General features: G+C 51.4%; 11 protein-coding genes. 5 read left to right on the top strand and 6 right to left on the bottom strand.

All coding sequences use genetic code 11. The features are described 5' to 3' along the window. Positions 1-64: 64 nt before the first annotated feature. On the bottom strand, positions 65-1,579 hold the full coding sequence (locus AAY72_RS03050; protein WP_057785546.1) for a sodium:alanine symporter family protein: 1,515 nt from the start codon (positions 1,577-1,579) through the stop codon (positions 65-67). Between the two features lie 172 nt (positions 1,580-1,751). After that, positions 1,752-4,127 (bottom strand): phosphoenolpyruvate synthase, encoded by a 2,376-nt coding sequence (gene ppsA / locus AAY72_RS03045; protein ID WP_057785545.1) that lies wholly within the window; start codon positions 4,125-4,127, stop codon positions 1,752-1,754. A gap of 133 nt (positions 4,128-4,260) precedes the next feature. On the opposite strand from ppsA, the gene AAY72_RS03040 reads away from it, so the two are divergent. Further along, positions 4,261-5,070 (top strand): pyruvate, water dikinase regulatory protein, encoded by an 810-nt coding sequence (locus AAY72_RS03040; RefSeq protein ID WP_057785544.1) that lies wholly within the window; start codon positions 4,261-4,263, stop codon positions 5,068-5,070. 65 nt (positions 5,071-5,135) lie between these two features. Here AAY72_RS03040 and AAY72_RS03035 read toward each other — a convergent pair whose 3' ends face one another. After that, positions 5,136-6,485, bottom strand: coding sequence for a class II 3-deoxy-7-phosphoheptulonate synthase (locus AAY72_RS03035; RefSeq protein WP_008983574.1), 1,350 nt, complete (start codon positions 6,483-6,485; stop codon positions 5,136-5,138). 89 nt (positions 6,486-6,574) lie between these two features. Further along, positions 6,575-7,075: a low molecular weight protein-tyrosine-phosphatase gene (locus tag AAY72_RS03030; protein WP_057785543.1), complete on the bottom strand. Its 501-nt coding sequence runs from the start codon at positions 7,073-7,075 to the stop codon at positions 6,575-6,577. A 68-nt stretch (positions 7,076-7,143) separates the two neighbouring features. Here AAY72_RS03030 and AAY72_RS03025 point away from each other — a divergent pair, with 68 nt between their 5' ends. The 4 genes from AAY72_RS03025 to AAY72_RS03010 all read left to right on the top strand — a co-directional run bounded on the left by AAY72_RS03025 (position 7,144) and on the right by AAY72_RS03010 (position 11,898). Further along, the gene (locus AAY72_RS03025; RefSeq protein WP_008983576.1) at positions 7,144-7,779 is read left to right on the top strand and encodes a response regulator transcription factor; all 636 of its coding nucleotides are present in this window, start codon (positions 7,144-7,146) and stop codon (positions 7,777-7,779) included. A 317-nt stretch (positions 7,780-8,096) separates the two neighbouring features. Continuing rightward, positions 8,097-9,005 carry a MoxR family ATPase gene (locus AAY72_RS03020; protein ID WP_057785542.1) on the top strand — a complete coding sequence of 303 codons (909 nt, stop codon included), beginning with the start codon at positions 8,097-8,099 and terminating at the stop codon, positions 9,003-9,005. Next, a complete protein-coding gene (locus AAY72_RS03015) occupies positions 9,002-9,946 on the top strand; it encodes a DUF58 domain-containing protein (RefSeq protein WP_057785541.1) in 945 nt (314 codons plus the stop codon). The genes AAY72_RS03020 and AAY72_RS03015 overlap by 4 nt, the downstream gene beginning before the upstream one ends. Continuing rightward, positions 9,940-11,898: a DUF3488 and transglutaminase-like domain-containing protein gene (locus tag AAY72_RS03010; RefSeq protein ID WP_057785540.1), complete on the top strand. Its 1,959-nt coding sequence runs from the start codon at positions 9,940-9,942 to the stop codon at positions 11,896-11,898. Before AAY72_RS03015 ends, AAY72_RS03010 begins: the two co-directional genes overlap by 7 nt. Positions 11,899-11,918: 20 nt before the next feature. On the opposite strand, the gene AAY72_RS03005 is transcribed toward AAY72_RS03010, so the two are convergent. Both AAY72_RS03005 and AAY72_RS03000 read right to left on the bottom strand, forming a co-directional pair. Beyond that, on the bottom strand, positions 11,919-12,161 hold the full coding sequence (locus tag AAY72_RS03005; protein WP_008983581.1) for a TIGR02647 family protein: 243 nt from the start codon (positions 12,159-12,161) through the stop codon (positions 11,919-11,921). A 112-nt stretch (positions 12,162-12,273) separates the two neighbouring features. After that, complete coding sequence (locus AAY72_RS03000) at positions 12,274-15,558, bottom strand: S41 family peptidase (RefSeq protein ID WP_057785539.1); 3,285 nt, start codon at positions 15,556-15,558, stop codon at positions 12,274-12,276. Positions 15,559-15,580: the final 22 nt, after the last annotated feature.

The following is a 15,580-nucleotide window of genomic DNA, read 5'->3' as shown; positions in this document are numbered from 1 at the left end:
ATTTGTGTATAAGAGACAGGGCAATGGCCGGGGCTGATTTATATCAAGTCAGGCTAAAATTGACTTAGTCTGGCGTTTTGGGCTGTTCAGCCTGCATTTTTGCCAGCCGTTTTTCCCAGAAAGTGGCATTTTTGATACCCAGTTTTACCGGATCAAAGGTAATGGGGCCACCGGCTTGCTTCTGCTGCTCGTAATCTTTTAAACACAGAATAGCGGGCTTATGCAGGAAGAAAATCACCAGAATACCCAACACGTTAATCCAGGCCATTAAGCCAACACCAATATCACCAATTGCCCAGATATAACCGGCAGCATTAACAGTGCCGTAAGCCACCATCGCCATCAGTAACACCTTGAACAGGATCAGCGGCAGTTTATTATTAAACAGCCGGTTCAGGTAGGCGACATTGGTTTCGGTGATGTAGTAATAGGCCAGAATAGTGGTAAAGGCGAAAAAGAACAGCGCTAAACCCACAAAAATTTGACCAAAACCACCGAACACACTATTCAGTGCCAGTTGCGTAAAGGCGGCAGAGCCGATTTCGGTCGCCGCATCCACGTTCTGTACAATAAATTGACCGGCTGGTAACTCGCCAACGACGTTGTACTGCTGTGTAATTAAAATCATTAACGCCGTGGCAGTACAGACAAACAAAGTATCGACATAAACTGAGAACGCCTGCACCAAGCCTTGTTGTGCCGGATGGTCAACCTCAGCGGCAGCGGCAGCGTGTGGGCCAGTGCCCTGGCCTGCTTCGTTAGAGTAAATACCGCGTTTGACACCCCAGCCAATGGCTGCGCCAAAACCGGCCTGCGCGGTAAAGGCATCAGATAAAATTAAACTGAACACGCCAGGTACTTTATCCAAGTTCAGGAACACGATAATCAGCGCCATTACGATATAACCCAGCGCCATAAAAGGCACCACGATTTGCGTAAAATGCGCGATACGTTTAATACCACCAAAGATAATAAAGGCCAGCACAATCAGAATTAGCGCCAGCGCCGCTAATTTATTGGTACCCACCTCACCAAAACTGGTGACCACCATGCTGCCGTCACCAAAGACCTGGGTTACGGCATTACCTACGGCATTCGCCTGCACGCCAGGCAAGAAAATACCACAACCGATAATGGCTGAAACGGCAAACAATACTGCCAGCCAACGCCAACCTAAGCAGCGCTCAAAGTAGTACGCCGGGCCACCGCGATATTGGCCGTTTTCTTCTACTTTATAAACCTGACCCAAAGTTGATTCGGCATAAGCGGTGCTAGCACCTAAAAAGGCGACGACCCACATCCAGAATACCGCACCCGGACCACCAAAACCGATAGCGGCGGCAACCCCGGCGATATTACCAACGCCCACCCGGCCCGACAGTGACACAGCAAGTGCCTGAAAGGACGAGATGCCTTTGTCAGACTCGGTATTGTTCATTAGCAGTTTGCACATTTCTTTAAAATGTCTGACCTGGGCAAAGCGGGTCATAATGGAGTAAAACAAACCGGCGCCAAGACACAAATAAATCAGCGCCTCGCTCCAAATCACGCCGTTGATGGTATTCACCAGTTCCTGCATGGATATCCCCTGAGTTGTTGTTATTGTTGTTGAGCAGATGCGACCGGGCGTTTTTACTGCGCCGGCCAGGCAACCTAACCTCATTAATTTGCCACAAGCCAGGCTTACTGGCTACGTTTTTAAACAGAAATCCCGCTAAATAGCGGGATTTCGACTTGAGGTGAACTATGGATTAGTTGCCATACTTTTCAGCAAGATACAACCAAGTATCGACCACAGTGTCCGGATTTAGCGACACGCTTTCAATGCCCTGCTCCATTAACCAGGCGGCAAAGTCTTCATGATCCGACGGTCCCTGTCCACAGATACCGATATATTTCCCCTTGGCTTTACAGGTCTGAATCGCCATCTCCAGCAGCTTTTTAATTGCCGGATTGCGTTCATCGAACAAATGCGCGATCAGGCCACTATCGCGATCCAGACCCAGCGTCAGCTGGGTTAAATCGTTCGAACCAATTGAAAAACCGTCAAAGTATTCTAAGAATTCCTCAGCTAAGAGCGCGTTGGATGGCAGCTCACACATCATAATGACGCGCAGACCATTTTCACCACGTTTTAAACCATGTTTCGCCAACAGCTCAATCACCCCTGAAGCTTCTTCCAGGGTACGGACGAATGGGATCATCACTTCGACATTGCTAAAGCCCATTTGGTTACGTACCCGTTTTAACGCCTCAACTTCCAGTGCAAAGCAGTCACGGAAATCCTCTGACAAATACCGCGAGGCACCGCGGAAACCGATCATCGGGTTCTCTTCATGCGGCTCGTACTGCTGACCGCCGATAAGATTGGCGTACTCGTTCGATTTAAAATCGGACATCCGCACAATCACTTTCTCCGGCGCAAAAGCACAGGCTAAGGTCGCGATACCTTCAGTTAGCTTAGCGATATAGAATTCAACCGGGTTGGCATAGCCTGCGGTCATCTCATCGATGGTCGCTTTTAGCTCCGCACTTTGGCTTGCGTAATTCAGCAGTGCTTTGGGATGCACGCCAATCATCCGGTTGATAATAAACTCCAGCCGCGCCAAACCAACACCAGCATGCGGTAAGCGTGAAAATGCAAAGGCACGCTCCGGGTTACCGACGTTCATCATCACTTTCAGATCCAGTTTCGGCATCTGATCAACCTGGCTGGTTACCACGTTAAAGTCTAATAAGCCCTGATAGACAAAACCGGTATCACCCTCGGCACAAGATACAGTGACTTCACTACCCGCCTCGATTTTCGCAGTGGCATCACCACAACCGACCACAGCAGGAATGCCGAGCTCACGGGCAATAATAGCGGCATGACAGGTACGGCCGCCCCGGTTGGTAACGATAGCGGAAGCTCGCTTCATAATCGGCTCCCAATCCGGATCCGTCATATCGGTGACCAGCACGTCACCCGGTTGGATTTGATCCATCTGCGAGATGTCTTTTAGCACCTTAGCCACACCACGGCCAATACGCTGACCAATAGCCCGGCCTTCTACCAGAACAGGGCTCTTACCCTGTAACTGGTAGCGTTCTATGCTGTTGCTATCTTCACGGCTTTTTACCGTCTCTGGCCGAGCTTGTACAATATAGAGTTTGCCGTCGATGCCATCTTTGGCCCATTCGATATCCATCGGCCGGCCGTAATGTTCAGCGATAATCACTGCCTGTGCCGCCAACTGCTGCACTTCGCTGTCAGTCAAAGAGAAAGCGCGGCGTTCAGCCTGTGCCACATCAACAACCTGCACCTGCTTACCATGGCTTTGTTCCGCTGAATACACCATCTTAATCAGTTTACTACCGAGGCTACGTTTAACCACTGCCGGGCGACCTGCGGCCAGCGTCGGTTTATGCACATAGAATTCGTCAGGGTTAACGGCACCCTGCACTACCATTTCACCCAGGCCATAGGATGAAGTGATAAAGACCACATCTTCAAAACCTGATTCAGTATCGATACTAAACATCACCCCTGAAGACGCCAGATCAGAGCGCACCATCCGCTGCACACCGGCAGATAAGGCGACACCGCGATGGTCATAGCCCTGATGCACCCGGTAGGAAATAGCGCGGTCATTAAACAGCGACGCAAATACATGTTTAATCGCGACGATCACCGCCTCATAGCCGCGCACATTGAGGAAGGTTTCCTGCTGACCGGCAAAGGAGGCATCTGGCATATCTTCAGCGGTGGCTGAGGAGCGGACGGCAAAAGACACATCCTGCGACAAATCCGGGTGCAGTTGCTGGTAGGCGGTGCGAATCGCTTGTTCCAGCTCTGGCTGAAACGGGGTATCAATGACCCATTGCCGGATCTGTTTACCGGCCTGCGCTAATGCCTGCACATCGTCAACATTCAGCGTATCGAGCAGTTGATAAATGCGCTCATTAACACCGCTTTGTTCGAGAAACTGGTTAAAAGCGTACGCCGTGGTAGCAAAACCACCTGGTACCTGTACACCGGCCGAGGCCAGATTACTGATCATTTCGCCTAAAGAAGCGTTTTTACCGCCCACCCGATCTACATCATGCATACCGAGGTCTTGATACCAAATGACGAATTCTTGCACCTTTCTCTCCAATTTTTGTTGCCAAGCAGGTAAGCTTACAGCAAGGGTTACAATCGAAGCGATTTTACACTTTGACTGCAGCTAAGAAAATGTTTAATTTTCATGTAGTTTTATTACGAAAAACGGAGAAAATGTGCGTACTGCTTTTTATATTTCTGACGGCACAGCCATAACAGCAGAAGTCTTTGGTCACGCGCTGTTAACCATGTTTCCGGCACAGTTTGAGCACGTTACCATCCCTTTTGTCGAGACACCGGAAACGGCCCAACACGTCGTGCAGCGAATTAATGATTGTTATAAAACTACAGGATTAAAGCCTTTAGTCTTCCACACCTTTGTTGATGAACAGCTGCGGTTGCAAATTAAGCAAAGTCAGGGCATCTGTTACGACTTTCTCAATGCCTTTGTGGAGCCGTTACAGCAGGAATTGCAGCTGGCGCCGGTACCGAAAACCCATCGCACCCATAGCATGCATGAAAAAACCTATGACTTTCGGATTGATGCGGTGAACTTTGCGCTGGCCAATGACGATGGCGCCAATATGAAGAACTTTAGTCAGGCTGATATTATTCTGGTTGGGGTAAGCCGCTCCGGTAAAACCCCCACCAGCTTGTATCTGGCACTGCAATACGGCATTAAGGCGGCAAATTATCCTTTCGTCGAAGAAGATATGGAGGCGCTGCGTTTACCGTCTGAGTTAAAGCAGCATAAAAGCAAGCTGTTTGGATTAACAATTAGCGCTGAGCGGCTGAGTCAAATTCGTGAACAGCGCCGGCCAAATAGCCGTTATGCCTCGGTGCGGCAATGTGCGTTGGAATTAAAAGAAGTTGAACGGCTGTATCAGCGGGAGCAGATCCCATTTTTAAACTCAACCCAGTTATCGATTGAGGAGATCTCAGCCAAAATCATCGCTATGACTGGCTTAAAACGGCAGAAGTATTAGTGCGCTTGGGGTAGCAGCAGTACAGAGAAAAAGCCCTGACGGCAGACGCCGCCAGGGGCTTAAGCTTATTTGCGGGCGGCGCTTAGCGTATCGGCAATTAAAAACGCTAATTCCAGCACCTGATCGGCATTTAAACGCGGGTCACACTGGGTGAAATAACGACTGGATAAATCGCTTTCACTTAAACCATAAGCACCACCTGTACACTCCGTCACATGTTCACCTGTCATCTCCAGGTGAATACCGCCGGCATGGGTGCCTTCGGCTTTATGCACAGCAAAGAAATTCCGGATTTCACGTAAAATGGCTTCGAAGTCGCGGGTTTTATAATCGTTGCTGGCTTTCACGGTATTGCCATGCATCGGATCCGAACTCCAGACTACTTTGCGTCCTTCTTGTTTCACCCGCCGCACCAGCGCCGGCAGTTTATCTGCCAGTTTATCGGCCCCCATCCGGGTAATCAGCGTCAGACGTCCTGCCGTGTTATCCGGATTTAGCGCATCAATCAGACGAATTAAATCATCCTCCTGCATGCCCGGCCCGACTTTCACCCCGACCGGGTTATGAATGCCGCGGAAGAACTCAATATGCGCATGATCCAGTTGCCGGGTACGCTCGCCAATCCACACCATATGGGCGGAGCAGTCATACCATTTACCCGTTAACGTATCACGCCGGGTTAAGGCCTCTTCGTAATTCAGCAACAAGGCTTCATGTGAAGTAAACAGCTGGGTTTCCCGGATCGATGGCGAATTTTGTGCGGTGATGCCACAAATTTCCATAAAGCGCAGCGCTTCCTGGATACGGTTTGCCACGCTCATATAGCGCTCTTTCAGCGGGTTGCTCTCAACGAAACCCATATTCCAGCGCGCAACCTGATGTAAGTCAGCTAAGCCACCCTGGGCAAAAGCGCGCAGCAGGTTCAGTGTCGCCGCCGAATGATGGTAAGCCGTAACTAAACGCGCCGGATCCGGCTCGCGGGCTTCCGCGGTAAACTCAAAACTATTGACGATATCACCACGGTAACTGGGTAAACTGACGCCGTTAATTGTCTCCAGGTCACTGGAACGTGGTTTAGCATACTGGCCGGCCATGCGGGCAACCTTAACCACCGGTAAGCCACCGGCAAAGGTCAGTACCACCGCCATCTGCATTAATACTTTGAAGGTATCGCGGATTTTCGGTGCATTAAAATCATTAAAACTTTCCGCACAATCGCCACCCTGCAGCAGAAAGCCATTACCCTCGGCCACCTGGCCGAGCTGACTAAACAAATCCCGCGTTTCCTGCGCGAAAACTAATGGCGGATATTTGTGCAGTTGCTGTTCTGTTTGCGTTAACAGTTGCTGATCCCGATACTGCGGTTGCTGCTGGATCGGCAGTTTGCGCCAGCTATGTGGCGTCCAGGTGGTCACGATGCAATTCCTGTAAGTTAGTTACACACCCGCTAAACTTATAGACTTCTGGACGTAAATTCAATCCCGCGAGCGGAGATTTTTCTGCTTTACACCGACTCTTCACGGCTGTCGAGCAAGGCGTCTTGTTGCTGTGCCAGCTGGCGTAACAAGTGCTGACAGCTTTGTTCAATCAATTTCAGCACCAGCTCAAAGCCTTTACTGCCGCCATAATAGGGATCCGGAACTTCCTGATGCTTTTTGAAATCAGGATGATAGGACATCAGCAACCGTAACTTGTGCTGCAGTTCTACCGGGCAGCGCTCGGTTAAATCTGCCAGGTTTTGTTTATCCATCGCTAAGATCAAATCATAATAGACAAAATCATTCGGCTGCACCGGGCGTGAACGGATACCGTCAAACTGATAACCGGCAGCGTTACCCGTTCGAACTGAGCGTGGGTCCGGTGGCTCACCTTTATGACTGGCGCTGGTGCCGGCCGATTCTATTTCCAGGCTCAGGCCCTGCTCTGCAGCAAGCTGCCGAAATACAGAATGTGCGGTAGGTGAGCGGCAAATGTTGCCTAAACAAACAAAAAGTACTCTCTTCATGCGTCTTCGCTTTTCAAAACAGCGTCTGCCGTTATATAGTTAGGGTAATCGCGATAAAGGTAGCTGTTATGGAAAGATTTTCCCGCCTGATCTTACTTACTGATGAAACTGAACAACTCAGCACCTGCCGCCATGCGAAAGCAGCAGGAATTGACGTAGAGCAGTGCTCGCTGGCTACCTTTACCCAGCAACGTCAGTATAAAGGTATTCTTGCCGGTTACCAATTCAGTAGTGAAACCTCAGTCAAGAAAGGCTTTTCCGCTAAACTGCTTAGTGTTAGCCGTCAGGTACCGTTATTTTTATTTCAAGCCGAGCGTCAACTCATTGATCCAAACCGGGCATTATTTGCCGGCTTGCGTGGCGTACTGTACAACGACGAAAAACCTGACTTTATTAAAATCGCCCTGCAAACCATGATGTCCGGTCAGTTGTACTATGGTCGCAAGGTGATGTCGGATGCGTTGGACGCCTTATTTCAACTGCGCGAACAATCGAATCGCCGGATTAAGTTACCTTCACTGCTGACGGATCAGGAACAACGGATCAGTATGTTAATTGCCGAAGGTGCCCGCAACAAAGAAATCGCCGAACAGCTCCAAATCAGTGCCAACACCGTAAAGGTACATGTCTCGGCCATTTTTAAGAAGACCCATAGCCGTAACCGTACCGAGCTGGTGCGCTGGTTACAGGAAGCATCAAACTAGGGCGTGTTGACGTTTGCTGCTTAGATTTTGTTCGCACTGGCGGCGCTTTGATCGCGAAACGAGGAGCGCAGTTTAGTTATTCTAAATAAGTGACGAGTGACAAAGAGCAAAGCGCCGCCAGCGCGAACCCTTCGGGCAGCGTTTGGCTGGCGTTTCTACTGCGTTATCGCTTGTTCATGTAGAATAACTACACATCACAAGCTCTGCCTTGTATAAACACCAGCCAAACGGCTGCAAAAACAAGCAGCAAACGTCAACACGCCCTTGGCTGTCTGTTGCACCTTTGCCTGACAGCCATCAGTGAATAAGGAGTCAGGGTGTTAGCAGACTTGCACCAAATCGAACAGCAGCTAAATCAGGTCATCCTGGGTAAAGCCACGCAAATCCGTCTTGCTTTGTGTTGTGTGCTAGCTCAGGGCCATTTGTTACTCGAAGATCTGCCCGGCATGGGTAAAACTACCCTCGCCCATGCGCTGGCGAATGCCTTGGGTCTGAGCTATAAGCGCGTACAATTTACCAACGATTTACTGCCGGCTGATTTACTGGGGATGAATATTTACGATACCCGGTCAGCGCAATTCTATTTTCAACCCGGGCCCATCTTTAGTCAGGTTTTGCTGGCTGATGAAATTAACCGTGCCAGTCCAAAAACACAAAGCGCCCTGCTCGAAGCGATGGAAGAGCGCCAAGTCTCAACCGATGGCGAAAGCCGGCCCTTGCCTGAACCCTTTTTTGTCATTGCAACGCAAAATCCGCATTTTCATTCCGGTACCAACGCCTTACCGGAATCACAACTCGATCGTTTCCTGTTCCGGCTTGCGCTGGGCTTTCCGGGCGCCGAGGCAGAAAAGCAGTTACTGCGCGATGATAGCAAGGGCTCCCGGCTGAGTTTGATTAAGCAAGCTCTCAGCGGGCAACAATTAATCAGCATGCAGCAGCAGTTACAGCAGGTGCAGATTACCGAGCCACTATTGGACTATATTTTGGCACTGATCCGGGCGAGCCGGCAACAGACAACAATGTTGCCGTTATCGCCAAGGGCCGGCAAAGGTTTAGTCCGGGCGGTAAAAGCACTGGCATTTTTAGCCGGCCGGGATTATGCCACTGCTGATGATGTACAAACCCTGTTTCCGTACCTGGCTGAGCATCGCCTGAACCCGCAAAGTGTGGCCGGGGTATCGCCTTTTAGTCAGCAGTTGCTGGAACAAACGCCCTGTCCGCTATGAATTGGCCGGGCTCTTTAGCACTTCGTCGTTACTTCCTGCGTTATTTGGATCGCAAGCAGCCGCCACTGCCTGCACTCACCTTGACGCAACAGCGGATCTATATTCTGCCCAGTCGGCTTGGGCTCTGGTTTGCCGTGTTAGTGGTACTGTTATATTTACTGGGTACTAACTATCAGAATAATCTGATCTTACTGTGCAGCTTTATGTTGCTAAGTTTGTTGCTGCTGACCATGCTGCAAGCGTTTTATAACTTGTATCGGCTCAGATTAGCCGTGCTGGCCGATGCCCAAACCTATGCCGGTTCGCCCGGTGCTTTACCACTCAAGCTGCAAAGCCGGGATTGCCGGATGTTGCAGTTAGGACTCTATGGCCAAAAACTGCAGCAATTGTTGCCAAATCTGCAAGGCGAACAACAGTTCAACCTGCAGCTGCCGCTGCTGCCACGCGGTTGCTACAGCCTGCCACGCCTGAAGTTAAGTAGCCAATTCCCATTTGGGTTATTCAATTGCTGGAGCTATCCGGCGCTGTCTGCGCAGTTGTGGGTCTATCCTGCGCCAATGCCACCCAATGATTCAGCGCCCCTATCCGCAGCGGATCCCGGGCAACAACGCGCTACAGCACAAACCGATGCCGATCAGTTAAAGCCCTATCAAGCCGGCGACTTACCGAGCCGTATTTTATGGAAAAAACTGGCGACGCATCCGGAACAACCTGTTGTCAGGCAAATTCCACTGGCAGCTGCCCGTTCTGAGCAATGGGTTCAGGTGCCGGCGCTAACTGGCCCGGCTTTAGAGCAGGCCTTAAGTATGGCCTGTTATCAATTACAACAGCTGGAGACAACTGGCAGTCAGTACGGCTTAATGTTGCCCGGTAAGACTCTGGCCCTGGGCCGGGGCCACCGCCATCTGACCAGCTGTTTACAGGAGCTGGCGTTATGCTAGCGCAGGAACTGCAGCTGAGCCGCGCGTGGCGAGGGGTGGCTGCCTTATTGCAGGCGACAATACTGCTGCTGTACCAACCCGCCTTTAATGCCCTGACTAGCGGGCTTTTTGTATTACTTTTGTTGTGGCTCGGTATCAGGTTATGGCAACAGACTAAACCACTTAGCGCCAGGCAAATTAACTGGTTATTAGCCCCGGTTTTGCTGTTATTGCTGCTACAAACCCGAAGTTTGGGGGCGCTAAATCTGATGTTTCATGTGCTATTGCTGGCGGCGATAGGCCGCAGCTTCAGCCTGCAACTACGCCGTGATGCGATACAGCTGGTTTGGGTGCAGTACTTTGCCATCAGTTGCGCTTTTATTTTCCATCAGCAAATACTGCTGGCTGGCCTGATCTTTGGCTTACTGGGTGTCAACCTATACCTGCAGTTTCAGCTGTTTGCACCTAATGGTCAGCCGTTAAGACTGGCACCATTACTAAAAACCTGTGCGTTGGCGTTACCGCTTTGGCTCGGCTTGTTCTTACTGTTTCCGCGTTTACCACCTCTGTGGCAAATGCCGAATCAGCAGCAAGCCGTTACCGGCCTTGGTAATGAACTCGATCCCGGCAGTATTGAGCAACTAGTGCAAAGCGATGCCACCGCCTTTCGGGTAAGTTTCGATGGCGCACCGCCACCGCGACAACAATGGTACTGGCGGGCTAAAGTCTACGAGGAGTTTGATGGCCGACGCTGGTTGCAACATAGTCGTTTTGATCGCCGTCAGACAGTCGCGCCAGCAACCAACACCACAGCGGTGGCCGACGCTCAGCCATTAACCTATCAAATTTTGGCAGAGAGCAGTTTTCAGCGCGACCTGTTTAGCCTGGGATTGCCCGTAAGCTGGAGCGACAATATCAGGCCAAGACCCGCCGCCTTGCTGCAAAGTAACCAGGTAATTAGCCAACGGTTAAGTTATCAGGTCAGCAGTGTGCTAAGCCCTATCCCTCTGGCGTCAGCGGCGGAGCTGAGACTCAATTTGCAAACGGCAGCCGCTAATCCCCAAAGCCAACAATTAGCTGCCCAACTTAAGCAGCAACATGGTAACGATGGCCATGCGATCAGTGAGGCGCTGGCCAGGTTGTTTCGTGAACAAGCGTTTTATTACACCTTACAACCACCCCGCTTGGGTGCTAATGCGATTGATCAGTTTCTGTTTCAAAGCCGCAGTGGTTTTTGCAGTCACTACGCGTCAGCCTCGGCTATGCTATTACGCGCGGCCGGCGTGCCGGCGCGGGTGGTTGGCGGCTATCAGGGTGGCGACTGGCAAACCAGCCAGCAGTATCTGATTGTCAGGCAGCGCGATGCTCACGCCTGGGTTGAGTATTTGCAAGATGGCGACTGGCATTTGTTTGATCCGACCGCAGCCATTGCACCGGAGCGAATTTTACAGGGTTTGGAGCAAGCGCTGAGCCAACCGGAACGTGAATTACTCAGCAGCTGGCAACCTGGCTGGCTGCAGCAGATGGCTCTGCAATGGTCGCATCTGGATTATTTATGGTCAGTCTGGGTCTTGGGCTTTAATCAGCAGCAACAAACTGAACTTTGGGCGACCCTCGCCGGCTGGCTTCGATACTGGCCGTATATGTTGAGCTTTGCGGTATTGCTGGCGCTGACAGCGGCTGGCATTTGGTTTAAACAGTATCGGCAGCGACACCAGTTACTGCGTCAGGCGCCCGATTACTGGCGTAAACAGTTATTAGCCGTTTTACCAGCACCAGATCTGGCCAGCGAACCGTTAAGCCGCTGGCTCAATAAGTTGGCCGTCGCAAATCCGACACAAGCACCGGTACTAATGGCATTGAATCAGCATTATGAACAATTGATTTTTGCCGGTAAAACTGATGCGGCGCGTCATCTACAGCAACAACTTCAGTTAAACCATAAACAATTACGGACACTAAAGCGCCCGTAATTGTCATTTATCCAGCCTGTCTAACTTTGTGTAGCGCCGAGGATCCGCAAGGTACTCTGTAACTGCTCAGCACAGTGAATGCCCAGATCGGTCAGATAACCGCCATCTGGCTGACTGATCAGACCCTTAGCATAGAGTCGGCTTATCGCCGCTAATACCTCAGGCTGTGCAACTTTATGCGCCTTGATCCCTGAATTAACACTGTCCAGATTAAACAACGCCAATACTTTTAGTTCTTCTATCAGCTCAGTACTAAATGGCATAACAACTCCTTCTTCGCCTTTACCAGGGACGGTTTACGCCGCTGCCATTCCCACACTCAGCGCAAGCCGCCTGTATTCAAGATACGCCCGAAAGTTAAAAAAGCAAGCCTAATCAGCGTTTAATATCTTCCGCAATGGCTGGTGTCAGCGGTGCTGCTCTTAGTGGCTGTACCGGCTGCTGTTGCAGCTGTTGCGATAAATAGTTGATGGCGGCTTCCAGTTGCGCATCCTGACCGTTAAAACTGGCATAAGGTAAATTTACTACCAGCAGATCCGGCTCGACCCCATAGCCTTCGATAATATAGCGGCCGTCCATTGCGAATTGCGGGGTTTCTGCCACCCGCGCCACGCCACGATCCGCCAGTAAATTACGACCGGATAACCACACCCCGGCACCGGCGGTGCGTTGGCCAATTACCGGGCCAAGACCCAGGGCCCGCACTCCGGCAGAGAAAGTTTCACCATCGGAATAGGTTAAAGGATCGGCCAATACCACTAAATGACCACGAAACGCTTGTTGCATATTAGTATAGGGGGCACCATGCGTTGGCTGCCAAAACGACCAGGCGCGACGCAACAGCTTTTCGATAATCCAGCTATCAATATTGCCGCCGCGGTTACGCCGCACATCGATAATCAGGCCGTCTTTCTGGAACTGGGCATAAAACTCACGGGCGAAATTGGCAATATCCGCCGGGCCCATCGCATTCAGATGCAGATAGCCAAAGTTACCAGCGGAGGCACTGCTGACTTTTTGCAGATTCTGTTGTACCCAATCCTGATAGCGCAGCATCGCTTCCTGACCAGCCGGTATTGGCTCGACAATACTTTGTAACCGACTATTGCCCCGCAGCACTGCCAGCAACACCTGGCGACCGGCCTGATTACGCAGTGCGGTGGTCAGATCGGCGAGGTTGCTGATGCTTTGGCCATTAACCGCTGTGATCACATCACCAACCTGAATCGCCACGCCGGGCCTGGCCAGCGGCGCGGCCTGCGCCGGTAATTCCGGATCCGTCTGATAGATATGTTCAATCCGTACCCCATCAGCCTGATTGCTTAAACGCGCACCCAGGCTGGCTGCAGCCGGGGCTACCGGATCTTCGCGATATTCACCGCCACGAACCTGTGAGTGCAAGGCATTAAGCTCGCCCATCATTTGTGACAGCAGGTCATCCAGTTCATAGCGATCGGTCACGCGTTGTAATAATGGCTCATACTTTTCGCGCGTGGCCTGCCAATCCAGACCGCGCATTTGTTTATCAAACAAGAAATCGCGGTGCATACGCCAGGCATCATTAAACATTTGCCGCCACTCAATCACAGGGGATATCGCAAGCCGCAACGCCGCGGTATTAAAGCGGGCATTACTCAGCTCAGTCGGTAACTTATCGCTTGCCGGCACCAACAGCAGCTCACCGCTATTGTTCTGACCGGCTTTTTGAATAAACAATTGTTTACCATCAGCAGAAAGCTGATAACCCGCCACACCCTTGGTCAGATTGCTGCTCTTAACCCCGGTTTTAGCGATATTGACACTGATCAGGGTCGCGGCATTATCTCCTTGCTCGCGACTTAATAAATATAAGCGCTCGTTATTCAAACTGAGGCTACGGTAATTACCCGCGTCCAGCGGCACTTGCCACAGCCGGCTGTTTAATCCCTGCCAGTCGATACGCTGCCCTCGCCGCCCTTGCTGGCTGTCGGTTGCGGCTTTATTGTCGCAGGTCACCAGTTCTTGCTCCGCGGCAAAGGGGAAACAGGCCTGCGTTTTCAGGCTAAGGGCAAAGATTTCTGCTCTTTTATCAAACATCGGCCCCAGGTTACGGTCGCCCCAGGGGCTGGAAGGGGTGGCGCGGAACTGGCGGTCAGATAAGAAATACAACCAGAGCCCATCCGGGCTAAAGGCCGGCGCATAAGACTCATACTTATCACTGGTCAACACTTCACTGCGCTGCTCCGCCAGGCTGTACAGTACCACCTGACTGCGCGGTCGCTGCTGATGATTCAGGGTAAAAGCCAGTAACTGGCTATCCGCCGACCAGATCACATCGGCATAAGGGGAATGGCCCCAGCCTTGCTGATAAATTTTGCGGTTACTGCCGTTTTGTAAATCGAGCAACCAGAGATCGCCGTTTTTATCATCGTGCGCCAGATAACGGCCATCCGGCGACAGATGTAAGCCCCAGCGAAAGGTGCTGCCATCTTTTGTCAGTTGCTCTGAGCGAGCAGAGCCATCGGCCGCAAAGCGCCAGATTTCATTTTCACCACTGGCATCGTTAATGGCATAGACCCAGCTACCGTCATGACTTAACAACGCTTGCCGGGAACGACTCCCCTCCGGCGTGGCGATTTGCACCGTGCGTCTGTTGCCCTGACCGACCAGCACCACCTGACTTCGCACAGTTAACACGGCTTGTTTGGTATTGGCATTGGCCGTGACATCAGTCAGGTAACGTAATGGCTGCTCCAGCCAACGCTCCCGCTGCTGTAAACGATCGGACGCCAGTTGCAGTTTTACTGGCTGCGTTTGATTGCTAGCTAAATCCAGTTGATACAGATCAGCGCCGAGCTGATAGACCGCCTTGCCGTCGCTGACCGATAAGCGGCCAATACGCCAGTCTTGCTGGCGGGTGTGCTGCTGCAAATCCTGCCCGTTGAGCGCAACCGACCAGATATTCGTATTACCATCGGCATCACTGATAAAATACAGTCGACCTTGCCACAGCTGTGGCTGGCTAATTGAGCCCTGATGCTCAGGCAACATCCGCTCGGCTTCTGTATTTGAGCCCAGCGTCCAACGCCACAGCTCGCCCATGGCTCCACCGCGGTAAACTTTGGCGTTGTCACCGGTTAGATGTAAACCAAAGCGGGTAAAAAACAGCGTATTGCTGCTTTCATCCAATTGACCACTATTCGCATCGGCCAGCGGTAACACAGTAGCGATGCCGGTTTGCGGATTAAGTAATTTCAATTGCCAATAATTAACCGGGCCAACGGTATTATCGGTGGCATATAACACCCGGCCATCGCTTAAGGTTTGCTGCAAGCGAACCCGGCTATTTTCAAAAGTCAAACGCGTGGCAGTGCCGCCGCTCAGCGGCAACTGATAAATCTCATCGGCACCATCGTAATTGGCAATAAAATACAGAGTCTGACCATCGCGTGCCAGCAACGGCTCGCGCTCCAGTGCCGGATGCGTAGTCAGTCGTTGTGTCTGTTGCTTATCCAGAGCACTGTGCCAAATGTCGCCTTCGGCGGTAAACACCAGTTGATTTTGTTGCACAGCAGGGAAACGATAGTAGCCTTCGCTTGCTGAGCTGGCCAAGGCCGGATTAAAGCAGCTAGCAAAACACAGAGAGAGTACGGTTAGCGGGAAACGGCGGCTGATAGCCATGGTTGACACCTCATTGCTGTTA

Source organism: Alishewanella sp. WH16-1, from assembly GCF_001441695.1.
In the GTDB taxonomy this organism is placed as follows: domain Bacteria; phylum Pseudomonadota; class Gammaproteobacteria; order Enterobacterales; family Alteromonadaceae; genus Alishewanella; species Alishewanella agri.
Note: the sequence above shows the minus strand (reverse complement) of the source record. Positions and strands in the feature narration are given on the sequence as shown.